This is a genomic window from Flavobacterium columnare (genome assembly GCF_014844295.1).
GTDB classification, from domain to species: Bacteria; Bacteroidota; Bacteroidia; order Flavobacteriales; family Flavobacteriaceae; genus Flavobacterium; species Flavobacterium columnare.
Map to the genome: position 1 here is coordinate 2250317 of NZ_CP054494.1, position 25301 is coordinate 2275617.

A 25301-nucleotide genomic window follows, 5' to 3' on the forward strand; every position below is an offset into this window, starting at 1 on the left:
GCGCTCGAACTAACGATGATTTGGATTATATACTCAACCGTCTGTTCGAGTTGTTTTTAAAATGAAAAAAACGTATCGAGAACTTTACTTTTAAATCCAGTATATTTTAAGTTTAAAAGGTATTAAATAAAAGTAACTTCATTTTAAGAATAAGTAAATAATAATTTTAAGCTTGTTTAAAAAACAAAGCCTCTTTTAAAGGATTTATAAAATATAGAACTTTTATAGATAATAAACTACCATAATAACATTGAATATACCACCCTTTTAGATGTAAAATTATATTTGTAAAGAATATTAATTTATAGATCAAAAGGCAGTATAATGACAGAATATAAATTCAAGAATACCTTTTGGTAAAGCTTTGAAAATTTTAAGAATATCTTGTGATTTTTTATTTATGATTATTTTGTTTCATAACATTAACTTAACATTGGATCAGTTTATAAGAAATACCTTTGCGCGAATTTTAAAAAAACAATAAAAAATGAAAAACCTTAAAAGACTAACCTGTCTTATTTTAGCGTGTCAAACATTAGTGTTTTGTTCTCGCGAAGAGGAGCTTAGCTCAAACACAGAAATTTTAAAAGCAGAAAATTTACGTAAAATTCAAAAAGCATCTAGCACAGATAATGGAGATCTATTATTAGGAAACCCATCCAATGCAAATCAAGAGGATGTAAACAACTATTTAGCATCAAAAAACAATTATGTTATTTCGTATAATAATAAAAAAGGGACAGCTAATTGGGTAAGCTGGCATTTAGATTATAGAAATTTTGGAACAGCGGATCGTGCAAATGATTTTAGATCAGATAACACATTGTCTTCCTCTAATTTCTTTTTAGTATCTCCTAATCATTATAAAGATAGTGGTTTCGATCGTGGTCACATGTGTCCTTCAGCAGATAGAACAAATACCTTTCAAGCAAATTCAGAAACGTTCTTAATGACAAATATGGTGCCTCAATCGCCTAAAAATAACCAACAAACTTGGGGTGGTTTTGAAGAGCGTTTAAGACAGTTTGTACGTAATGATAAGAAAGAAGTATATATAGTAGCTGGGGTATATGGTCAAGGAGGGACAGGTAAAAAAGGAGGAATAACCACTTTTTTAGCTAATGGAAAAATATGCGTTCCTGCAAGTACTTGGAAAGTAGCTCTATTACTAGATGAAGGTACAGATGATTTAAAAAGAATTAGTGCTACTACAGAAGTAATAGCTATTGAGGTTCCTAATAATCAAAATATAGATAAAGATTGGAAAAAATATATTGTTAAAGTTTCTGATTTAGAGACAAAAACAGGGTATAAATTTTTCTCAGAATTAAATGAAGGTATCGCTAAATCATTAAAGTCTAAGTTGTATTCAGGAAAGTAATAGTATCATAAAAAATATTAAAAAGCCACTTGTTTAAACAAGTGGCTTTTTTTGTTCTACTTACTTTTCCTATATTTACAGGCTGAAACTGAAAGAAATGACTTTTCAAAACACACTTGCCTTCGCACAACAATTAGATATACAGGATGAATTAAAAAACTATCGTTCTGAATTTATATTTCCACAACACAACGAAAAAGATGTGATTTACTTTACAGGAAATTCACTAGGCTTACAACCTAAAAGAGCAAAAAAATACGTAGATGATATAATGAACGACTGGGCTAGTTTAGCAGTTGAAGGGCACTTTTATGCAGAAAAACCTTGGTGGGATTATCAAGAACGTTTTGCAGAACCCTTAAGCAAAATAGTGGGAGCAAAACCTAGTGAAGTAACCGTTATGAATACCTTAACAGTAAACTTGCATCTGTTAATGGTGTCTTTTTATCAACCTACTCAAAAACGGTACAAAATTATTTGCGAAGAAAAAGCATTCCCTTCAGACCAATATATGCTGCAAAGCCAAATAAAATTTCATGGTTTTGATCCTAAAGAGGCCCTAGTAGAAATCAAACGTCGAGAAGGAGAACATACAATTCGATTAGAGGATATCATAGAAAAAATAAATGAACTAGAAAACGAGTTAGCATTAGTTTTATGGGGAGGGGTTAATTACTACACAGGACAAGTTTTTGATATGCAAGCCATCACAAAAGCTGGGCATAAGGTAGGGGCTAAAGTAGGTTTTGATTTAGCCCATGCCGCTGGAAATGTAGAATTAAAACTTAACGAATGGAATGTAGATTTTGCAGCTTGGTGTTCTTATAAATATATGAATTCAGGACCAGGAAATGCTTCTGGATGTTTTGTACATGAAAAACACCATCATACCAATCTGCCTCGTTTTGGAGGTTGGTGGGGACACAATAAAGAAAGAAGATTTAAAATGGAACCCGATTTTGATCCCATTCTTGGAGCAGATGGTTGGCAAGTAAGTAATTTGCCTGTATTGTCGTTAGCACCCTATTTAGCTTCAGTTCAAATGTTTGCCGAAGTGGGGATGGAAAAATTAATAAAAAAACGCAACCAGTTAACAGCCTATTTAGAATTTATCCTTCGTGAAATTGATCAAGAAATATCAGGAACCCAATTTGAAATAATTACACCAAGGAATCAAGAGGAAAGAGCGTGTCAACTGTCTGTATATTTACATGGGCAAGGGAGAACTCTTTTTGATTATTTAATGGCTAATGGAGTAATTACCGATTGGCGCGAACCGAATGTAATCCGTTTAGCACCAGTGCCTTTTTATTGCTCTTACGAAGATATGTACAGATTCGGTGAAATTTTAATCCAATTTTTAAAACAATAGGTCGTCATAAACGATCCTTAAGGATTGTTATTTTCGATAAAAAATGATTATATATGAGGAAAGAATTGTATTCCATAATGTTATTGATGTTCAGTAGTGTATTTTTAAACGCACAAACTACAAACAAAGAAAGAATAGCATTAGACTTTATTCATGGTAAAGCCAATAGTAATGAGCGGAAAACGCGAGAAGAATTTAAATTAAAAAATGTAAGAAAAGGAAAATCAGGAGAAACCCTACGTTTTCAGCAAGAATTAAAAGGAATCCCTGTATTTGGAGCGGAATATGTAGTAAACTTTGATAACGACGAAAAAATAGCCTTTTCAACAAATAGTTATGACGCTACAGTAGAAAAAATTAATGTAACCCCAACTCTAGATACAGAAACAGCTTTAAAAAAAGCAAAGAAAACCCTAGAAGCTAAAGGAATTTTACATTTTGAAGAATCTAAACTTTTTGTTTATAATCTTACGAAGCCCACTAGATTAGCTTATAAAATTAACCTCCAATACGATGATAAACCAGGAGATTGGGAAATATTTGTTGATGCTCATACAGGGGAAATCATAAGTTTAAAAGATGTAGCGGTTTATCACCATAAAAAAGAGACCCCAAACACTAAAAAAATAAATGAATCTAAAATACCATACGCTTTTAGAAGCGGAAGAGCCATGGTGTTTAATCCTGATCCCCTTTCAGTTGGTAGAAATACCTATGGAGTAGGAGATTATATAGATAATGGAGATAATACAAATGAAAGTTTAAATAATGCAAGAGTTAACGTTGAATTACCAGAAATAAGTTTTGCTTCTGGTAATTATAGACTAAAAAGTTCTTATTGTGATATTGGAGATTTTGAACAACCCAAAAATGGATTTTTCGAACAAAAATCTAATTTTTTTAATTTCACACGTGATCAAGAAGGGTTTGAAGCTGTTAATGCCTTCTATCATATAGATAAAAACTTAAGATATATACGAAATACTTTAGGAATTGTCTGTGTGCCAAGAAAAAATAATGGATTAGTTATTTTTGATCCTCATGGAGATACTTCCCATTATTTAGAATCTTCTGAGAAGATAGCTCTAGGAATAAACGAAATAGATGGAGGAGAAGATGCAGACATTGTTTTACATGAGTTAGGACACGGGATACATCATTGGATTACAGGAGGACGTAGTTCATTCGTTGAAGGTCTTGGAGAAGGATGTGGCGATTATTGGGCACAATCATATAGTAGAAGCTTAAATCAATGGTTACCAACAGATCAAGAATATCATTTTTTATTTAATTGGGACGGACATAACGAATATTGGGAAGGAAGAACAACAAATTATCCTGAAAAATATCCTCAAGGATTAAAAGGAGCTATTCATACAGATGGTCAAATTTGGGCTACAGCATTGATGAAAATTTATGATATAATGGGAAGAAAAAAAACAGATACTGCTTTTTTGGAAGGACTAGCTTTAACAAATTCTGCATCAGGTCAAGTACAAGCTGCTAACGCATTTCGTCAAGCCGCAATAAATATGAATTACCCATGTTCTGATATTGATACTATAACAAGAATCTTCAATAATACAGGTTATGGACTAAGAAATGTACCATTTACATTAAATGTACCAGCCAATAAAAAAGAGCAGACAGGAGGAGGAAATGTTTTTGTGTTACCTGATTATAGATTACAATGCAATGCAATAGTTGCTGGTTGCGATGCTGTTTTAACACAAAATCCTTTACCCAACACAAACGTAGCTCCAGGAAATCATATAATTACTATTACGGCAGTTTCCCCTTCAAATGGAATGGCAGCAATAAATAAGACATTTAATTTAACAGTTGAAAGTAGTTTATCTAATGATCAATTTGTTAAACTTGAATTTAGTATTTCTCCTAATCCAGCAAATAACACCATTACACTTAGTGGAGAAGAATTAATAAACAAAAAAATGGAAATATTTAACATTTTAGGACAAAAAATCATAAGCAAAGAAATGTTATCTAATGAAAACTCAGTAGACATATCATCATTAAATAAAGGCGTTTATTTTGTAAAGTTTCAAGGAACAAATGGAACTAAAAAATTTATAAAAAAATAATTTAATCCAACAAAATAAACTGTATAAACAAAAAACGGTTAAAAGAAAAAAATAATAAATCCGCATACCTATTGAACATTTCTCTTTGTTTATCACATCAAGATGATATTTAAAAGAAGAATTATTACCTTTGTTAACAGATTAAGAAAAATAACAAAAGGACTTTTAAAACGTATGAAATAATTAAAACGAAAAGCTTTATTTTTTCTATTCTTTAATCTTTCGTATTTCAATCTAAAAAATATGACAAAACAACAAATTATAGCCAATTTTGATCCATCGCAACCAGGATTAGCAGATGCTACCATTTTTGGTTTACCTTTTTCATCAGAAGATTCCGAGATTATAGTAATTCCTGTGCCTTGGGAAGTAACCGTAAGTTATGGAGCAGGTGCCTCCGAAGGACCTGATGCCGTTATGGATGCCTCTTTTCAAGTAGATTTAAATCACCAAGACTTTCCTGAACTTTGGAAATTAGGTATTTATATGGATGATGCACCTAAGCATTGGAAATCTAATTCTGATAAATATAAATCATTAGCACAACCCATAATTGAGGCTTTAGAAGCAGGTGAAGATATAGAAACCTTTCCTGCCTTACAATCGGATTTGGATAAGATAAATAAAGCCTGTCGAGAATTGCATACAGAAGTAAAAGAAAAAGTACTTTTCTGGATGGCTAAAGGAAAAAAAGTAGTACTTTTAGGAGGCGATCATTCTACTCCACTTGGCTACTATGAAGCACTTGCCTCTAAATATGAAGAATACGGTATTTTACATTTAGATGCACACATGGATTTACGAATCGCTTACGAAGGTTTTACTTATTCGCATGCCTCTATCATGTATAACGCTTTACAAATCCCGCAAATTTCTAAAATTGTACAAGTTGGTATCCGTGATTTTTGTGAACAAGAAGTAGAAATTGTTCATAAATCAAACGGTCGTGTTTTAGTGCATACAGATGCCGATTTAAAAGAAGAAACATTTGAAGGGGTAACTTGGGCACAACAATGTAGTGCTATTATAGCTTCATTACCGCAAAAAGTTTGTATTTCATTTGATGTAGACGGAATGTATCCGTGGTATTGTCCTAACACAGGAACACCCGTTCCTGGTGGATTTTCTTTTGAGCAAGCAACGTATCTGTTCAACAAACTAGCAGAAAGCGGAAAAGAAATTATAGGTTTTGATCTAGTAGAAGTAGCCCCTGGAGAAGATGACTGGGATGGTAACGTAGGAGCACGTATGTTATTTCATTTGTGTGGTGTATTAGCTAAAAACAACGGAATGAAAACAGAAAACCGTATTGTTTTTCCTAGAAAATAATAAAAATCAATTTTTCACTAAGACGAGCAAGTTTGCTCGTCTTTTTTTATCTTTGATAATATCATTATAACCACAAAAGGATCTATAATCTCTTGGTATAAAAAAAGACAAGAATTAACTCCAGATTATGCGTTAGATTTTGTGATGAAGATGAAAAGGATAAAGAAGGTAAAAAGGCACCGAAATTTTCACCGTAGCTGTAGTTTTACCACATTGAATTGAGAACAAAAAGAATGAACACTTTTTTAGATTCAAAAAACGTTTTTATCTGTAATAAATTTATAATGCATAATCTGGGGTGAAAAAAGGGGTAGGGAATAATCCCTAATAAATAAAAATTTACACGGATGAAATTAGTAAAAAAAATACTGATAGCCTTATTAGGAGTAATTTTAGTGTTGGGAGTGTCAATTTATGCTTATTTATATAGCACAAAACCCAAATATGAAGGGGAATTGACTATTGAAAATATTAGTAAAGAAACAGACGTTTTTTTTGATGAATATGGAATACCTCATATTTATGCAGCTAACGAAAAAGACGCCCTAACCGTTTTAGGTTATGTACACGCACAAGAACGTTTGTGGCAAATGGAGTTGTTAAGAAGGATTGCACCTGGTAAATTATCCGAACTATTTGGTGCAAAAGCTCTAGATAATGATAAACTATTTTTAGCTTTAGGAATTGATCAAAATTCGCAACAAGCCATTGCTAAATTAGATACAAAAAGCAAACCCTATAAAATGGCGATGGCTTATCTAGATGGAGTCAATCAATATTTAAAAAAAGGAAGTACTCCTGTAGAATTTACTTTATTAGGTATAGAAAAAAAACCTTTCACACTTCGTGACGTGTATAATACAATAGGGTATATGGCTTTTAGTTTTGCCTGTGCACAACGGACAGACCCTTTAATGACCGATTTAAAAAATAAATTAGGTACTGAGTATATGAAAGAATTAGGTTTGGATCTGTCATATAATTCAACCAAGATTAAAAGTACGAATAATCAAGTAGACACTTATCTAAAAGCATCTAAAGCAGTAGCTGATTTAATAGATAATTCTCCTTTTCCCCCTTTTATAGGGAGTAATTCCTGGGTCGTAGGACCTGAAAAATCAGTATCAGGAAAAGTACTTTTTGCTAATGATCCGCATATTAGTTATTCGCAACCAGGGACATGGTACGAAGCTCATATCCATTCTCCAGAATATGAAATGTATGGTTACTTTTTAGCAGGGGTACCTTTTCCCTTGCTAGGGCATAATCGTCAATACGCTTATGGATTGACCATGTTTGAAAATGATGATGCAGATTTCTATCAAGAAACCATCAATCCATTAAATCCCAAACAATATAAAACAACTAATGGATATAAAGAATTTTCAACCCGTAAAGAAAAAATAAATATAAAAGATAGTGCAACGGTTGTTTTAAATTTAAAAGAGACACATCACGGAGTCGTACTAAATGAGGTGTTAAAAGATTTCAATCCATCACAGCCCGTTTCTTTCTATTGGATATACACACAAAAAGAGAATAAAATTTTAGATGCACTGCATTCCTTGAGTCATGCTAAAAATTTAGAAGACTTTCGCAAAGGGGTGTCCTATATAACAGCTCCAGGGTTGAATATTATGTATGGGGATGCACAAAATAATTTTGCATGGCAAACATCAGGTAAATTATATAAGCTGAAAAAAGGAGTAAATCCTAACTACATTTTAGAGGGGAGTAATGGTATTGATGATCAATTAGAATTTTTAGATTTTAATAAAAATCCAAGGGCAATTAATCCCTCTTGGAATTATATCTATTCAGCTAATAATATGGCACATGAAATTGATGGTTACCCTTATCCAGGGTATTATTTACCCGAAGATAGAGCTAAAAGAATTGTTCATCTCTTAGAATCAAAAAGCAAATGGTCTAAAGAAGACTTTTCTAAAATGCTCAATGATCACACTTCAGATGTAAGTGCTACAGTTGCACATAATTTCATCCAATGGATTGATAAAGGCCAACTTACAATAAAAGAAAAAGAAGCACTGTCTATTTTACAAAAATGGAAAGGAGCAAATACTATCTCAGATGTGGCCCCTACCATCTATAACAAATGGATTTATTTTTATTTAAAAGCCACCTATCAAGATGAAATGGGGGAATTAGGATTTAAACAATTTTTAAAAACACATATAGTTAAACAATGTATAGATAATCAAAGTCGTGTAGAAGAATCTATTTGGTGGGATGATATTACAACGACCCATAAAAAAGAATCTCGAAAAGATATTTTGACAAAGTCATTTAAAAAGGCCTTAGATAATTTAATAAATCAATTAGGTCCTACAATTTCTGATTGGCAATGGGGGAAAGTACACCAAGTAGAATACAAACACCCTATAGGAAGTCTAGCCTTATTTCGTCCATTCTTTAATGTAGGTCTTTTTCAAGCATCAGGTAGCAATGAAGTTATTAATAATGTAATGTTCTATTACACAGATGAAGATCATTATGATATTTCAGCAGGACCATCCACCAGAAGAATTATTGATTTTGCAGATATAGAAAATTCATTAAGTATTCTACCCACAGGACAATCAGGAAATCCCATGAGTAAGCATTACAAGGATCAAGCTCAAATGTATATCAATGGGCAGTTTAGAAAAATGTTACTTAATAAAAAAGAAATAAAATCTAAATCAACGAAGTTAGTGTTCAAAAAATAATATAAAAAAACGTTCGTGATTTCTGTCCGAATACTATAAATTTGTAAACCCTTTTATAAAAAAATAAATGCAGACTCCTCAAAAAATTGCTATAATTGGTTCGGGTTTAGTAGGAACCTTATTAGCAATCTACTTAAAACGAAACGGACATACGGTACATGTTTTTGACCGAAGTCCAGATATGCGTACCGTTGAATTTTCAGGACGATCTATCAATCTGGTAATGTCTGATAGAGGATGGAAAGCTCTAGAAGAAGTAGGTTTAGATCATGCTATAAAAAAGATAGGGATCCCAGTAGATAAAAGAGCAATTCACATGCAAGATGGAAAACTCAATTATCAATACTATGGTAAAGATGGAGAAGCTATTTTTTCATTATCTCGATCCGTATTGAATCGAAAAATGATTGACCTAGCAGAAGAAGCAGGAGTAGAATTTAAGTTTGAACACAAGATTTGGGATGTTAATTTAACAGATGCCACTTTATACATAGGAGAAGACGAAAGAAGTACATGGCAAGAATTAAAATATGACAAAGTCTTTGGAGCGGATGGTGCTTTTTCTCGAATTCGTCATCGTATGCAACGTCAGAGTATGTTTGACTATTCTCAGGAATTTATGAAAATAGGATACAAAGAACTACACATACCCGCAAATCCTGATGGAACTCACAAAATAGATAAAAATTCATTGCATATATGGCCTAGAGGACAATTTATGCTAATGGCCTTAGCGAATCTAGATGGAAGTTTTACATGTACCTTATTTATGCCCTTTGAAGGAGCTAATTCTTTTGACTCTTTAAAAGAAGAAAAACAATTAGTTGATTTTTTTGCAAAGTATTTTCCTGATACAAAAGATGTTATTCCTGATTTAATTCATGATTTCTTTAAAAATCCTACAAGTTATTTAGTAATTATGAAATGTTTTCCATGGACTCATACTGATAAAGTAGCCTTAGTAGGGGATTCGGCTCATGCTATAGTTCCTTTTTATGGACACGGTATGAATGCTGGTTTTGAAGATATTACAGTCTTGGCAGAAAAGATGGCGTTGTATGGGGACGATTGGGAAAAGATTTTTAAAGAGTATGAAAAATCACGAAAACCTAATGCAGATGCTATAGCTGAACTTTCTAGAAGAAATTTCGTAGAAATGAGTAGTAAAACAGCGGATGAAAAATTTTTACTTCAAAAAAAAATAGAAAAATGGTTCTCTGATAAACATCCTGAAAAATGGTTGCCATTATACAGTCGTGTAACCTTTAGTACACAACCTTACTCAGAAGCACTAGCTATAGGAGATTATCAAAACGCTATTATGGATGAAGTAATGAGCATACCAAATATTGATACCCGATGGAACTCCCCCGAAGTAGAAAAAAAGATCATAACACTACTGAATTCAAAATCATATTAATATAAAAAAGCATAAAGAAAGATCTCTTTTAATTAGGAAGAAATCCCATGATCAATACTATGGATTTCTTCCCTAGCCGATCCAAAGAAACACAGTTTAATACACAATTAGTTTGGTGAAATTGAACAAACGTAAAATGCAAAAGTTTATTTTTTAGACAATTTTTTCCTATGTGCGTTATTTATTGAAAATCAGTTTTTTAAATAGCAATCTATTCACAAGGTTCTTCAAAAGGATTAGCGTATTGTACTCGTGTGTGTGTTAGTTTTAGTCGATTCTTCTGCTTCCAATACAAAGGTTTCATCCTCAATGATAAATTGCTTTTTACCAGAAATAATATAAGTATATTCTTCGAATTCAGGTTTTTGAAAAGGTTCACTCCACCCTGGAGGAGCTACCATATTTGCTATAGAAATTCCGGAGTTATTACTAGCTAAAAAGCTATGATGTCCCTCATGCATTTTCTTTAATAAAACCCAGATTATGTGTTAGCCTTTGTGATGAAGATGAAAAAGGAAAAGGGACGGAAATTTTTCCCTACAGTTTTAGTTTTGCCACGTTGAGGGGAAAAAAGAGTACTTTTTTAGATTCAAAGTCATTTTATCTGTAATAAAAATCTAATGCTTAATCTGGGTTTAAAGTTGTAATGTAGTTTTAATTTAGAAAGATCATTTTTTTAAAACTTTCATTAAAACATTAAAAGCACCACGAATAAAAGTGGCGCTTGTTACTACTTTTAAAACGGATTTAGCAATTGTTTCCCCCATAGTTGAATCCTGACCTTTTTTTGAATCACCGTCAGTTTCTGCTACTTCTTCGGAAATACTTTCTAGTTTTTTTGATAAAATTTCATAAGCACTTTCTCGGTCAATTTCTTCCGAATACTTTTTAACTAATTTTGATTTTGAGTTAATTTCTTCAATTTCTTCATTACTCAATACATCCATTCGGCTTTCAGGGGCACGCAACATACAAGCAACTAAAGGAGTCGGAATACCCTTTTCATTTAAAGCCGTTACAAGTGCTTCACCTATTCCTAACGAAGTAATGATTTCATCTGTTCGATAATATTTAGATTCAGGATAATTTTCAGCGGTTTGTTTGATGGCTTGCCGATCATTAGCAGTAAAAGCCCTTAACGCATGTTGAATTTTTAGTCCTAATTGTGCCAATACACCTTTAGGAATATCAGTAGGATTTTGCGTAATGAAATACACACCAATGCCTTTTGATCTAATTAGTTTGATGATGGTTTCTATCTGATCCAATAAAGTTTTGCTCGCTTCATTAAATATGAGATGTGCTTCATCTATAAAAACCACTAATTCAGGTTGCTCAACATCACCTTTCTCAGGCATACTATTGTAAATTTCAGCTAAAAGATTCATCATAAATGTAGAGAAAAGTTTAGGTTTATCCTGAATGTCGTTTAAACGAACAATATTAATATACCCAAAGCCTTCTTCATTAACACGCATTAAATCATCAACTTCAAAAGACTTTTCACCAAAGAAAATATCAGCACCTTGTTGTTCTAACGCTATAATTTTACGAAGAATAGTGCCTGTTGTAGCAGTAGAGATCTTTCCATATTCTTTTGAAATTTCGTCTTTACCTTCTTCTGTAATGAAATTCATAACTTTTTTAATGTCCTTTAGGTCTAATAAAGGCATTTTCGTATCATCACAATATTTAAAAATAACAGAAATAACTCCCGCCTGAGTTTCATTCAAATCCAAAATTCTAGAAAACAAAACAGGACCAAATTCAGAAACGGTAGCTCGTAATCGTACCCCTTCTTGTCTAGATAAAGTTAACAATTCTACAGGAAAAGCCTTGGCTTCAAAAGGAATATTTACTTTTTCATGACGATCTTTAATAAAATCCTTTAGCTCACCCTTTTTTGCAATTCCAGAAAAATCTCCCTTTATATCCATCATCAAAACAGGAATCCCTTTTTGTGATAATTGTTCAGATAATAATTGTATCGTTTTTGTTTTCCCAGTGCCCGTCGCGCCAGCAATTAAACCATGTCTATTGAGTGTTTTTAGAGGAATAGTAACAGGGATAGGGTAGGCCTCTTTATCTAAAATAGATCCTCCAAGAGTAATATGATTTCCTTTACATTGGTAACCATTTATAATATCTTCTTTAAAATGTTCTAAAATATTCATAATTCAGCGATTAATAGGGTGCAATATATTCTTTTTTTTATATGAAATAGACTTATTTAAATCGTTTTTTGTCTTCGTTTAGTAAGAAATAAGTGTTTTTTTTGATTTTTTAGTATAAAGTTTAATTTTTAAAAAATATTCAAAAAATAGATGATTTTGCTGATTATTGTTTAAAAAATAGTTTTTTAATGCTTGTTTGGTGAATAATTATTATTATTTAACGGTTTTGCTTGAGGGGATCAGAGATGGTGTTACTTCATAAAAGTAAAAAAAGTTTTTTTATATCAGCTAAAAAATTAAATTTGCCTCCATTATTACTCAAAAATAATACGAGATTTAATTAATCAATTAGAAAAATTTAAATTTTAAAGAAATGGCAAACAACGTTAATGTAAAAAAAGAAGAGAAATCTAAAGGTGGTGCTTCATATTCAGGAATCATTATTCTTGCATGTATCGCAGTAGGTGTTTTTGTGTGGAAATTTATAATGGGAGCTTCTGGAAACTTTGAAGGAGGTAATTCAGAAACAGGTCACCCTCACAACTTTTTAGGAACAGTTTATAAAGGAGGATTTATAGTACCAGTATTATTAGGAATGCTATTAATGGTAGTTGTTTTTTCTTTTGAGCGCTTAATGGTTATCTCTAAAGCTGCGGGTAAAGGAAATTTAGATATTTTCATGAAAAACATACAAGCTAGTGTAAACCAAGGGGATATTAACGGTGCTATTGAAACTTGTGACAAACAACAAGGTTCTGTTGCTAATGCAATCAAAGCAGGTTTGGTAAAATATAATCAAGTGAAAGCAGAAGGATTTACTTCTGAAGAAGCTACAGAAACTATTCATAAAGAAATTGAAGAAGTTACTGCTTTAGAAATGCCAATGTTAGAAAAAAATATGACAATTATCTCTACTATGGTTGCTTTAGGTACTTTAGGAGGATTATTAGGAACTGTATCAGGTATGATCAAAGCGTTCAGTGCATTAGCTACTTCAGGTACTCCTGACCAAGCCGCTTTAGCAGTAGGTATCTCTGAAGCTCTTATCAATACAGCTACGGGTATCTCTACTTCTGCTTTAGCAATCGTAACTTACAACTATTTTACTTCTAAAATTGATACATTAACATATTCAATTGATGAAGCTGCTAACACTATCGTTAACACTTACAGAAGATTTAAAGGTTCTTTAAAATAATTTAAGGACATATTAAAGATAAAATATAATTATGGCAAAAGGAAAATCACGTAAATCAGCAGGAGCAATCGACATGACAGCAATGTGTGACGTAGCCTTCCTATTGCTTACGTTCTTTATACTTACTGCTACAGCTAAACAACCAGAACCCTTACAGGTAGATACACCTAATTCAACGGTGCAAACTAAATTACCTGAAACTGGCTTAGTAACGTTAACGGTAGGTAAAGGTAAAGTATTCATCGGTATGAAAGACCGTGAAATCCGTTTAAGATCATTAGAATTAATGGGACAAGAATACGGAATGAACTTTACTGATGCAGAAAAACAACGTTTTTCTTTAATAGATGGTTTCGGAGTACCAATGGGTAATTTAAAACAAATCATTGCTATGTCAAGCTCTGACAGAAACAAAGAAGGTTTGCAACCTGGTATTCCAATGGACTCTATAGATGAAAAGAAAGATGAGTTGGCTAGATGGATATTTAATGCTCGTTCAGCTAGTGCTGAGTTGAGAAATGAGGACCTCAAATTTGCAATCAAAGGAGATGCTAAATTAGAGTACCCAGCTATCAAAAGAGTAATGGATGTATTACAGAAACAAGATGTAAATAGTTTTAATCTTGTGACTGGTTTACGTAGTAGTGATTTCTAATATAATATAAGAAAAAGAAATGGCAGAATTAAACGACTCCGGTGGAGGTGGCAAAAAAGAAGGTGGTAAGGTAAGAAGTAAAAAATCCAATGCAAAGGTGGATTTAACAGCCATGGTGGACTTAGCTTTCTTATTGATTACGTTCTTCATGTTGACTACGTCATTGTCTAAACCTCAGTCTATGAACTTGGGAATGCCGGATAAAAATGATAAGCCTGAAGAAAAAAAGGACAATATTGAAGTAGCCGATGATCGTACAATGACAGTTTTATTAGGTGAAAACAATAAAATTAAATGGTACTATGGCAGAGTAGATGCCCCTTTTGAAGGCCCTAAAGAAGCTACTTACGGAAAAGCAGGTATTCGTCAAGAAATTGCTAAAAAAGTACAGTCAGTTCCAGCAAAATACAATGACCCAGAAAAAGGGTTGATTGTAATCATCAAAATGGATAAAAAAGCAAACTATAGAAATATGGTAGATATCCTAGATGAAATGGCAATATGTAAAGTACCAACTTATGCTGTAGTGGATATTACACCGCAAGAGAAGGCTATATTAAAAAAGTAATTAACTAAATTCTAATAATTGAAGTATGAAATTAGATTTGTATAAATCGCAATGGTTAGAGTTAGTTTTTGAAGGGCGTAACAAAAAGTATGGTGCTTATGAGTTACGTAAAGAAAATCCTAAAACATCATTGAGAGCATTAATCATCGGAGGCTCATTCTTTGCGTTAGCAGTAGCTTCTCCGTTGCTTATAAGCATGATCCCAAAAGGTGAGGATGATACTACTTTAGATGAAAAAGTAGTGTTGGTGGATATGACTAAACCAAAAGAAAATACACCACCACCACCACCACCTGAAAAAAAGCCAGAACCCCCTAAACCAAAGGTAGACGAAGTAAAATTCGTAGAACCTAAGGTTGTAGAAGCTAAAAAGGTAACAGAAGAAATTAAAACCATTGAGGAGTTAAAAGACAAAAACATTGCTGAAAAAGACCAAAAAGGGGATAAAGATGCACAAGTTCAGATTGACGCTCCAACTGGTAATAATGATGAAGTTGTAAAAGTAGTAGAAGAAGATAATCAAGTATATAGTTCTGCAGGTATTGAAGCACAACCCGAATTTCCAGGAGGTAATGAAGGTTTTATGAAGTATGTACAACGTAATTATCGTACTCCAGAGGTCGATACTGACTTAAAAGGAAGAGTTTTTGTCGAATTCGTAGTAGAAAAAGATGGAAGCTTAACAGATATAAAAGTAGTAAGAGACTTAGGATATGGAACAGGTGCTGAGGCTATTCGTATGCTAAAGAGCGCTCCTAAATGGAGACCTGGTGAGCAAAACGGTAAAAAAATCCGTGTAAGATATAGTTTGCCAATCTTACTAGATATTAGAGCTGAATAGATGAATATGAAATATTCAAATAAGCAAGAGAAGAAATCGCTCCAAGAGCGATTTCTTCTTGTTTTAGGCATGCTGTTTTTTTGTATTTATTTAGGTATGGGATTAATGGTGTTGTTTTGGGATCACTTAATAGAACGCCTTCCTTTATCGACAGGGTATCGTATAACTCTAGGAATAGCTATTATTATTTATGCTTTTTTTCGTTTTATACGCTATTTTAAAAAGTAATTTTATCTAAAATTTTATTTCGTTAAAATTAGCTCAAAAGAAATAATACATTGTTACAATAATAAAAAAGGAGGGTAAGAAAAATAACTTTATTTTTTTATCTATATTGCCTAATGTTAATTCTAAAATACAAAGGGTTAAAATAGCTGTATTTAGAAATACAAAATGATTTAAAAAGATATCGTCCGTAAATTGTAATAAATAAAATTTATTCCTATGAAATTAAAATATTTAGTTGTTGGCTTACTGCTTACCGCTGTTTTTTTTGTTAGTTGCTATTTTGGGAATACCAATGAAAAGGAAACTATATTAACGGGTACGGCTACTATATTGGTGGATCAAACAGTTTACCCTTTAGTAGAAGATCATCAAATGATTTTTGAAAACCAATACCAAGCTAAAATTCAATTAATACCCAAACCAGAACGAGAGATAATAAAACTCTTGTCAGAAGGGAAAAATAATTTGGCAATTTTAACACGTGAATTAAATTCCAGCGAAATAAAAATTTTTTCTAAGAAAAAAATTAAAGGAAAAATAACCGATTTTGCTATAGATGGTATTGCTTTTATCGGACATTCTTCGAATGTTAACTTTAAAATAGAAGAAATTGAATTAGTTAATCTTTTAAAAGGGAAACCATCTAATATAAAAAGGTTAGTTTTTGACAACGCCAATTCAAGTACACTTAGGTATCTAATGGATCTTGCTAAAGTGAAAAATTTTCCTAAAAATAATGTCTTTTCGTTTTCAACTAATAATGAAGTAATTGCCTTCGTGGCTAAAAACCCAGATGCTATAGGTGTTGTGGGGATAAACTGGATTACACAACCAATGCCCGATTTTCAAAAAATAGTAGAAAGGGTTAAGGTCTTGGAATTAAAAACTAAGAATGGTACATTTGTTATTCCAAGTCAAGATTTATTAGCTTCTGGTAGCTATCCTTACAGTAGAAAAATAAAAATGATAAATTATCAAGGAACTACTGGTTTAGGCATGGGATTTGCTTCATTTATAGCAGGAGAGTTGGGACAACGAATAGTATTAAAGTCTGGGTTGGCTCCTGTTAGAATGCCTAGTAGAAATATAATAATCCGTAAGGAAGTAGAAGAAAAAGTAGAAAATAATTAATTGTAAAGAAATGAATAAAATAAAGTTTTTCAGTACTGCTTTTTTTGCAATGAGTGCAGGAGTTTTTGCTCAAGATATAGAAACTGCTAAAAAAGCAATTGATGCTGAACAATATGAAAAAGCAAAATCAATATTAAAAGCGGTCGTTAAGTCAAACCCAGAAAATGGAAAGGCAGCTTTCCTATTAGGAAATGTCTATTTACGTCAAACATACCAAGATTCAGCTAAAACTCTTTTTCAATCAGCTTTAACAAAAAAAGAAGGAGGCGTGTTAAATTATATAGGTTTAGGTCAAATAGACCTAGATAATGCTAATACTCAAGCAGCTCAATTTAACTTTGATCAAGCTACGGCCAACATGAAGAAAAAAGAATTAGAACAGTTTGTTTATATAGGCAAAGCCTATACTAATTCAATAAACCCCAATTATGCAAAAGCTATCGAAGTGCTAAACAAAGCGAAAGCCATTAATATGAATGATGCGCAAACCTTACTAGCTTTAGGAGACGCATATTATGGGTTAAGAAGTCAAAATGAAGCCTATGCAGCATACCGTGGAGCATACGAGGCAGATAATAGCTTGTTGAGAGCTAAAATGCAATTAGGTGTTCTGCTAAAAGGAGCTAAAGCTTTTAATGAAGCAAAAGCAGCTATAGATGAAGTACTAGGTATTAATACATCGTATGGTCCAGCTTATAGAGAACTAGCAGAAATCTATTTTGGATGGGCACTACAACAAAACGATAAAGCTAAATTTAAAGAATATACAGATAAATCGTTAGAATACTATGAGAAATATATGAGTTTAACAGACTATTCATTAGCTTCTCGTATGCGTCACGCAGATTTTCTTGTAATAGCTAAAGATTATAAAGCCTTAGAAAAAGAAGCCAACGAAATGGCCAAAATGGATAAGGTCAATCCTAGAATATTTCGCTATCTTGGATATTCAGCCTACGAAAATGGGAATATTGATTCAGCGGTTGATGCTTTGACAAAATTCACAGAAAACCCATCAAGTAGATTAATAGCAATTGATTATTTATACCTAGGAATGGCTCAGCTAAAAAAAGCAATTCCCGTTACTACAGAAGGAACGAAACCAGTTGTTGATGATGTTTTATACACACAAGCATTACAAAATTTAAGTAAAGCAGTAGAGCTTGATAAAGCAATGTCCGAAAGATTAAATGAAATTGGAAAGATTTATTTTGATAGAAAATTATATAAATATGCTTCAGGTATATACGAAGTAGCTATTAATAATACAGCTTCTAAAAATTATTTATATGATAACTTCTTTTTAGGATATTCATTATATTTCCATAATGTTGCAGAAGGAGCAAAAGCGTATGATATGATTCAATTGCAAAAAGCAGATAAAGCATTTGCCGCTGTAATTGCTAAATCGCCAACTACTCAAGATGCCCACATATACAGAGCACGTGTAAATGCTTTATTAGCAGATCCAAACGCTAAAAATCAAATGATTAGTAGTTATGATGAGTTTGCCAAAGTAGTATTAAACAAAGGCGGAGATACGGTAGAAAAAAACAAAGCTAAATTAATTGAATCCTACAATGAAATAGCTCGTTTTTATGCTAAAACAGATAAAGTAAAGGCTAATGAATATATTGCTAAATCATTGGCATTAGATCCAGCAGATGCAGATGCTATTAATGTTAAAAACAGCATTGCTAAATAATTGTTATTTAATAAATTATAAAAACCGACAATTTATAGAGTTGTCGGTTTTTTATTTATTACGGATAAGGTGTTAATTTTATGTATATTTGCAACCCCCTTTTAGGAAATAATTATGTTGAGTAAAGAAATACAGTTGGCTGTAAATAAAGGAGATATGCTTCCTCTAATGGAAGAATTTTATACAATACAAGGTGAAGGAGCTTATACAGGTACCGCTGCCTATTTTGTTAGAATTGGCGGTTGCGATGTAGGCTGCCATTGGTGTGATGTGAAAGAAAGCTGGAATGCAGAATTACATCCTCCAACACAAACTTCAATAATAGTTGAAAACGCAAAAAAACAGGCCAATACAGTTGTTGTTACTGGAGGGGAACCTCTAACCTGGAATATGGAGCCCTTAACGACAAAACTAAAAAAAGCAGGACTCCGCGTACATATTGAAACCTCAGGAGCCTATCCCGTTACAGGCGAATGGGATTGGTTTTGTTTATCACCTAAAAAAACAAAACTACCTGTTCAAGAAGCTTACAATAAAGCTCATGAACTTAAAATAATAATCTACAACAAACATGATTTTTTATTTGCGGAAGAACAAGCATTAAAGACCAATCCTAATGCTAAATTATATTTACAACCAGAATGGAGTAAAAAAGACGAAGTTTTACCCCTTATAATAGATTATGTAATGAAAAATCCAAAATGGAAAATTTCATTACAAACACATAAATATTTAAATATTCCTTAAATATTTTTATATAAAATTAATTAGTATTTGGGATTTTAATAAAACAATTATACTTTTGTTTACGGAAAGGTTTTCTTGCTTTTTTGTTATTACAGGAAAATTTCAAAAGACTTTTTGATATAAATAAAAAGTTTGGAATAGGTGTAACGAAATATTAATCCCAAAAACTGTTACTATGAAGAAATTATTCTTATTTGTTGTTTTATGGTTTAGCCAAATAACACTGGCTCAATCTTCTTCAAATGCTGTGGCCAAATCCACTGCTATACCATTTGATACTGTTGAAAATCAACCCGTTTTTCCAGGAGGAAATAATGAATTGATGAAGTTTGTAGGCAAAAACTTTTCACCACCAAGTGATGAAAATTTTACTGGAGGTGTTCTTCAAGTAACCTTTGTAATTGAAACAAATGGAAGTATTTCAGATATTAAAGTAATTAATGATTTAGGATACGGAACAGCACAGGAAATAACAAGAGTCCTTCAAACATCACCTAAATGGACTCCAGGGGATCAGGATGGAAAGCCTGTACGAGTCTTATTTACTTTATCTGTAACTATTAAGGTATAAAAAAACTGCGAAAGCAGTTTTTTTTATACCTTATAATAGGTGGAAACTGTCTGTTTCCTAAGATTATACACTGGACTTTCCAATAAACCCAGATTACGCATTAGATTTCATAACGAAGTCTAATGCGTAATCTGGGATAAAAATGAAAGAGCAAAGAAAATAAAATGAACGGAAATTTTTTCCAGTAGATGTAGTTTTGCTACATTGAGGATAAATGAATTTTTTTGACATTCAAAGTCATTTTATCCGTGATAAAATTCTAATGCGTAATCTTTCCTAAAACCATTATGTTCTCTTAATTGTTTTAGGAAAGAACTATTAAATAATAAGGTTTAGGATTATAAAAAAATTATTTTGTAATCCTTGCCAAATAATCAAAATGAGCCCCTTCTTCAATTAATTCGCATATTAGTCCATTCGCATGGCAAGCATTTTGCAATGTGTTGTAATCCATATAAAGCCAAGGAAAAGACTCTTCCGTTTCTCCCTTATAATGTATAGTAAAAATTAATTCCCCATAATATCCATTAGCAGGAATTTCATAAGCTCCATCTTCATCCTGATCAAACATATAGATGATATCTGAAGAATCAATAATAATTTGTCCGTTCTCACTTAACAAGTTTTTTAATTTCTGAAGGTATTTACTAGTTTCTTTTAGCGTACCAAAAATACCAGTACCATTCATTAAAAGTAAAATCGTATCAAACTTATCTTCTGTATGAAAATCAATCAGACTTTCATTAATGGTATCTTCAAGACCTCTTAGTCTACAAGTTTCTATTGCATTTTTAGAAATATCTAGAGATTTTACCTCTAAACCCTTTTCTTGCAAATATAAACTATGACTGCCTGCCCCGCAACCTACATCTAATACTTTTCCTTTGCTTAATTTAAGCGCTTTCTGTTCTAATTTCGGCATTTCTTCAAATGGTCTAAATAGATAAGAAACCTCCATTTCATCCTCTTCAGATATATTGGTTTCAGTAATAATAGATTCAGGGGTATTGTTTGTTTGGTAGTCTAATAGAGCTTTGCCAAATAAATCAAGCATTTTATATAAAGTTTCAGGTTTAACGTTTTAAGTTCTTTAACTTTGCGGTTTAACTTGAAATTCGAAACTTGAAACCACAATTAAACCAACTCAGTAAGCTTGCCAAAGATAAGAATAATGAAAACAAAAAGTATTTCGATAAACTAAAAAAGAAACCCCCAAAGAATCTAGATTATGTAATGCAAGAACTACACGATATTGAATTTAGAAAAACGGACTGTTTAAAATGTGCTAATTGTTGTAAAACTACAGGTCCTTTATTTACTACAGCAGATATCGAGAGAATCGCAAAACACTTTCGATTAAAGCCGCAGCAATTTATTGAGCAATATCTCCGAATCGATGAAGATAATGATTACGTATTACAAAGTTTACCTTGCACTTTCTTAGATACCGAAAATTATTGTATGATATACGAAGCGCGACCTAAAGCCTGTCGCGAATTTCCTCATACTGATCGAAAAAAATTCCAACAGATAGCCAATCTAACTCTAAAAAACGTTGCAATATGTCCTGCGGCTTACAATATAGTAGAAGAAATGAAAAAAAAATTACCATTCTAAATATTCTATAAATTATTTATAAAATTCGTTTTAATAGAAAATACAAAACAAGAAGCGTTTAAATAAATTATATTCTGTTATTTATTGAAAAAATAGATAAATTAAAATGTAAGAGATTATTTGCGAAATTGTTTTTTATTTATCATTTTTTTATCAATATGATATTTATCATGTTTTTTGTTTCTTATTTTTTTAAAATTTGACTGTTTTTTTAAAAAAATGTTAATGTTGAATAATGCAAAGCCTGTTCCTGTTGATAGAGAAGTTAATTGGAATAAATCAAGAACAATTGTTAGTAGAACAGATCAATACGGAAGCATAGTTTCTGTAAATGATGTTTTTTTAGACGTTTCGGGATATACCGAAAAAGAATTATTAAAACAACCTCATAACGTAATTAGGCATCCTGATATGCCTAAGGCTATTTTCAAGGTGTTATGGGACAACCTTAAAAGAGGGGAAAACTTTTATGGAATTGTAAAAAATATGGCGAAATCAGGCGAATATTATTGGGTTTTAACAGATTTCGATATCGTAGACGGAAATAAAGGATATCAAGCAAGAAGAGTTGCAGTTCCTGAAGATTTGATAAAAAAAGAAATAGAACCCTTATATAACAGAATCAAAAAGTTAGAAGAATTTTATGGAGCAGATGGAGGAGAAAATTATTTAAACGGATTTTTAGAAAAAGAAGGGAAAACGTATGTAGAGTATATTAGGCATATAATAGATAAGTACACTAACTCTAACTTTGAAGAAAAGACAATGACAGAGGAAGAAAGTAGAGGTTTTTTAAGAAGATTATTTGGGTAGAACTTTACATATATCCAAAAAATGAAAAGCCCTTTTTGAAATTTTAAAAAGGGCTTTTTAAAAAATATATTAATACTCCATATTTAAATATTTCAACCTAATGTGTTTGAACTTTAATAAATCTTTTTTCCAAGATTTTCGGATTTCTTTCTCAGAAACACCCCTTTCTATCTGTTGTTGGAGTTTTTTAGTTCCAGCTAATTTTGTGAAAAAACTATTAAAAAAAGGATTCATAGTTTGAGAATTTTCTTTATACGCCTTTATGACCCATTTAAGTTCAAGTTGTTTTACCTTTTCTATCCTGCTTAAATCTTCACCATAACAAACTTTCCCGTTCCAAAGAGGGTCTTTTGCTCCTAAATTGGGTAAAGGAGTAAACGTAAAATCGTTTTCTGTTAAATAAGGAGACCCATAAATTTGAAATTGTTTCTCAGTGCCACGTCCTACACTCACATTCGTCCCTTCAAAAAAACATAAAGAAGCATATAGATTAATGGCCTGATGATTAGGTAAATTAGGAGATGGATTTACAGGCAAATCATAAAACATCCCCCGTTTATAGTTTTTACACGAAATGATTTTAAGTTTACATTCAATTCCGTTTTTAAGCCATTTTTCCCCATTAATCATATTAGCATATTCTCCTATAGTCATTCCATACAAAACAGGCACAGGGTGCATTCCAACAAAATTCTTAAATTCAGTTTCTAATACAGGACCATCTATTATATTACCATTAGGGTTAGGTCTGTCTAAAACCAATAAAGGAATATTGTTTTCAGCACAAGCTTCCATAACATAATGTAGCGAAGAAATATAGGTATAAAAACGAACACCTACATCTTGTAGATCAAAAACCATAACTTCAATTCCATCTAATTGCTCGGATTTAGGCTTTTTATTATTTCCATAAAGAGAAATAATTGGTAATCCCGTTTTATAATCCTTACCATCTTTAATGAGTTCTCCTGCATCAGCAGTACCTCGAAAGCCATGTTCAGGAGCATATATTTTTTGTATACTAATCTTGTGATCTATTAAAAAGTCAACGAGATGAGTTCCGTCATGTAAAATACCCGTTTGATTCGTTACAATACCAACTCTTTTGTCTTTTAGTAAAGGTAAATAGATAGAGCTATTGTCAGCACCAGTTAAAACTCCTCCTTCTTTCAAAAGAAAGGATTCTTTCTTTTGGTACTTACTATTTGCCATCCATATACTGTCATCTGAAAGCTGAATACTTTTCTTGTAATTTCCATAAGTAATTATTGTAAAAAGCAATAATAAAAATGTATTTTTGAAAACCAAATTATAAATCATCATCAATTGAATTTAGAGTTTTTTATCGCTGATCGATTAATACGTACTAAAGAACGTAAAAGTAATATTTCTGCCCCAATAATAAAAATTGCAATAGCAGCTATTGCAATTGGCTTGATAATGATGATTGTTTCCGTGGCAACAGGAGTTGGTTTGCAAAATAAAATACGCCAAAAAGTATCCGCTTTTAATGGGCATATAGTAATTTCTAATTTTGATGACAATCAATCACAAGTAAGTGTTGACCCCGTATCAACCAACCAAGATTTTTATCCTAAGTTTAATTCTGTCGAAGGGATTAAACATATACAAGCAGTAGCTAGTAAGGCAGGCATTGTTCGAACAGAACAATCTTTTGAAGGAATCGTTTTCAAAGGAGTAGGAAAAGAATATGATTGGGAAAATATTAAAGAGTACTTAGTAGAAGGAAAATTACCCAACGTGAAATCTAAGCTAAACAATGAAATTATTATTTCTGAATATTTAGCAAACCGTCTTTTGTTAAAAGTAGGAGATAAATGCAATACCTTTTTTATGAAAGAAAAAGAAGGGAAGTTGCCCAACCTTCGAGCATTTAAAATAGTTGGAATTTACAACTCAGGATTTCAAGAATTTGATGCAGTGTATGTTTTAGGAGATATTCGTCATATACAACGAATCAATAAATGGAAAAACACACAAGTAGGAGCATTTGAAGTTTTCTTGAATAATTTTGATCAAATTCAGGAAAAAGGGGTCGAAGTCTACAATAATACCATAAATAAAGAAGATCCTACCAAAGCATTAGATACGCAAACTATTGCACAAAAATATTATTACATCTTTGAATGGCTTAAATTATTCGATTTCAATATAGTGGTTATACTAATTATAATGATCATTGTCGCCACAATTAACATGATCGTTGCTTTGTTAGTTTTAATTCTAGAAAGAACACAAATGATAGGAATCTTAAAATCAGTTGGAGCCGATAATTGGACTATTAGAAAAATATTCCTATATAACGCAGTCCACCTAATTATTCAAGGGCTATTGTGGGGTAATATTATAGGAGTGGGGCTACTATTCATTCAACAAAAATTTGGAATAGTAAAACTCAATCCAGAAAATTATTATGTTACTACCGCACCTGTAGATATTAATTGGGTTGATATTATTTCCCTAAATATAGGAACCATTTTAATTTGTCTTATAGTAATGCTTATTCCTTCCTATGTAGTCACTAAAATTTCGCCCGTAAAAGCAATCAAGTTTACCTAGTCATCACAAAGAATATTAACAGTAGATATAAAAAGACTATTGTCTTTCTGAAAAAAAATAGTTTCTCAATAACCCTATGGGCGTGCCCCTTCGGGTCGGGCTGTCCGTTCTATCTTTTGCTAAAGAAACCCTCACAAAAA

Annotated in this window: 22 protein-coding genes; 18 read left to right on the forward strand and 4 right to left on the reverse strand. The window is 32.0% G+C overall.

The features are described 5' to 3' along the window. Window positions 1–487: 487 nt before the first annotated feature. The 6 genes from HUE53_RS09780 (at window position 488) to HUE53_RS09805 (ending at window position 10333) form a co-directional block, all read left to right on the forward strand. Window positions 488–1381 (forward strand): DNA/RNA non-specific endonuclease, encoded by an 894-nt coding sequence (locus HUE53_RS09780; protein WP_065213737.1) that lies wholly within the window; start codon window positions 488–490, stop codon window positions 1379–1381. 97 nt (window positions 1382–1478) lie between these two features. Continuing rightward, entirely contained in the window at window positions 1479–2753 is a 1275-nt protein-coding gene (gene kynU, locus HUE53_RS09785; protein ID WP_014164811.1) for a kynureninase, read from the forward strand. Window positions 2754–2806: 53 nt separating this feature from the next. Then, a complete protein-coding gene (locus tag HUE53_RS09790) occupies window positions 2807–4855 on the forward strand; it encodes a T9SS type A sorting domain-containing protein (RefSeq protein WP_192188445.1) in 2049 nt (682 codons plus the stop codon). Window positions 4856–5098: 243 nt separating this feature from the next. After that, the gene (locus tag HUE53_RS09795; protein ID WP_192188446.1) at window positions 5099–6184 is read left to right on the forward strand and encodes an agmatinase family protein; all 1086 of its coding nucleotides are present in this window, start codon (window positions 5099–5101) and stop codon (window positions 6182–6184) included. A gap of 347 nt (window positions 6185–6531) precedes the next feature. Continuing rightward, window positions 6532–8913, forward strand: a complete 2382-nt coding sequence (locus HUE53_RS09800) for a penicillin acylase family protein (RefSeq protein WP_077225438.1) — start codon at window positions 6532–6534, stop codon at window positions 8911–8913. Window positions 8914–8980: 67 nt separating this feature from the next. Next, a complete protein-coding gene (locus tag HUE53_RS09805) occupies window positions 8981–10333 on the forward strand; it encodes an FAD-dependent oxidoreductase (protein WP_014164815.1) in 1353 nt (450 codons plus the stop codon). Window positions 10334–10569: 236 nt separating this feature from the next. On the opposite strand, the gene HUE53_RS09810 is transcribed toward HUE53_RS09805, so the two are convergent. Beyond that, the gene (locus HUE53_RS09810; protein WP_014164816.1) at window positions 10570–10794 is read right to left on the reverse strand and encodes a cupin domain-containing protein; all 225 of its coding nucleotides are present in this window, start codon (window positions 10792–10794) and stop codon (window positions 10570–10572) included. A 207-nt stretch (window positions 10795–11001) separates the two neighbouring features. Beyond that, entirely contained in the window at window positions 11002–12507 is a 1506-nt protein-coding gene (locus HUE53_RS09815) for a helicase HerA-like domain-containing protein (RefSeq protein WP_014164817.1), read from the reverse strand. Between the two features lie 373 nt (window positions 12508–12880). Here HUE53_RS09815 and HUE53_RS09820 point away from each other — a divergent pair, with 373 nt between their 5' ends. The 9 genes from HUE53_RS09820 (at window position 12881) to HUE53_RS09860 (ending at window position 20151) form a co-directional block, all read left to right on the forward strand. Continuing rightward, the gene (locus tag HUE53_RS09820) at window positions 12881–13705 is read left to right on the forward strand and encodes a MotA/TolQ/ExbB proton channel family protein (protein ID WP_014164818.1); all 825 of its coding nucleotides are present in this window, start codon (window positions 12881–12883) and stop codon (window positions 13703–13705) included. A 31-nt stretch (window positions 13706–13736) separates the two neighbouring features. After that, on the forward strand, window positions 13737–14360 hold the full coding sequence (locus tag HUE53_RS09825; protein WP_014164819.1) for an ExbD/TolR family protein: 624 nt from the start codon (window positions 13737–13739) through the stop codon (window positions 14358–14360). 19 nt (window positions 14361–14379) lie between these two features. Further along, on the forward strand, window positions 14380–14928 hold the full coding sequence (locus HUE53_RS09830) for an ExbD/TolR family protein (RefSeq protein WP_014164820.1): 549 nt from the start codon (window positions 14380–14382) through the stop codon (window positions 14926–14928). A 25-nt stretch (window positions 14929–14953) separates the two neighbouring features. After that, entirely contained in the window at window positions 14954–15769 is an 816-nt protein-coding gene (locus HUE53_RS09835) for an energy transducer TonB (protein ID WP_014164821.1), read from the forward strand. A gap of 6 nt (window positions 15770–15775) precedes the next feature. After that, complete coding sequence (locus tag HUE53_RS09840) at window positions 15776–15997, forward strand: hypothetical protein (RefSeq protein WP_307725308.1); 222 nt, start codon at window positions 15776–15778, stop codon at window positions 15995–15997. Window positions 15998–16213: 216 nt separating this feature from the next. Next, window positions 16214–17128 (forward strand): PstS family phosphate ABC transporter substrate-binding protein, encoded by a 915-nt coding sequence (locus tag HUE53_RS09845; RefSeq protein WP_014164823.1) that lies wholly within the window; start codon window positions 16214–16216, stop codon window positions 17126–17128. Window positions 17129–17138: 10 nt separating this feature from the next. Then, the gene (locus HUE53_RS09850) at window positions 17139–18833 is read left to right on the forward strand and encodes a tetratricopeptide repeat protein (protein WP_065213732.1); all 1695 of its coding nucleotides are present in this window, start codon (window positions 17139–17141) and stop codon (window positions 18831–18833) included. Between the two features lie 114 nt (window positions 18834–18947). Then, window positions 18948–19580 (forward strand): 7-carboxy-7-deazaguanine synthase QueE, encoded by a 633-nt coding sequence (locus tag HUE53_RS09855; RefSeq protein ID WP_014164825.1) that lies wholly within the window; start codon window positions 18948–18950, stop codon window positions 19578–19580. Window positions 19581–19755: 175 nt separating this feature from the next. After that, a complete protein-coding gene (locus HUE53_RS09860; RefSeq protein WP_014164826.1) occupies window positions 19756–20151 on the forward strand; it encodes an energy transducer TonB in 396 nt (131 codons plus the stop codon). Between the two features lie 349 nt (window positions 20152–20500). On the opposite strand, the gene HUE53_RS09865 is transcribed toward HUE53_RS09860, so the two are convergent. Beyond that, entirely contained in the window at window positions 20501–21205 is a 705-nt protein-coding gene (locus HUE53_RS09865; RefSeq protein WP_014164827.1) for a class I SAM-dependent methyltransferase, read from the reverse strand. Between the two features lie 68 nt (window positions 21206–21273). Here HUE53_RS09865 and HUE53_RS09870 point away from each other — a divergent pair, with 68 nt between their 5' ends. Together HUE53_RS09870 and HUE53_RS09875 are read left to right on the forward strand one after the other, a co-directional pair. Next, window positions 21274–21768, forward strand: a complete 495-nt coding sequence (locus tag HUE53_RS09870) for a YkgJ family cysteine cluster protein (protein WP_014164828.1) — start codon at window positions 21274–21276, stop codon at window positions 21766–21768. 219 nt (window positions 21769–21987) lie between these two features. Next, window positions 21988–22581 (forward strand): PAS domain-containing protein, encoded by a 594-nt coding sequence (locus tag HUE53_RS09875; protein WP_065213731.1) that lies wholly within the window; start codon window positions 21988–21990, stop codon window positions 22579–22581. 69 nt (window positions 22582–22650) lie between these two features. Here the strand turns inward: HUE53_RS09875 and HUE53_RS09880 are convergent, their stop codons facing one another. After that, a complete protein-coding gene (locus tag HUE53_RS09880) occupies window positions 22651–23901 on the reverse strand; it encodes an exo-beta-N-acetylmuramidase NamZ family protein (protein WP_192188849.1) in 1251 nt (416 codons plus the stop codon). 6 nt (window positions 23902–23907) lie between these two features. On the opposite strand from HUE53_RS09880, the gene HUE53_RS09885 reads away from it, so the two are divergent. Beyond that, window positions 23908–25161, forward strand: a complete 1254-nt coding sequence (locus tag HUE53_RS09885) for an ABC transporter permease (protein WP_065213729.1) — start codon at window positions 23908–23910, stop codon at window positions 25159–25161. Window positions 25162–25301: the final 140 nt, after the last annotated feature.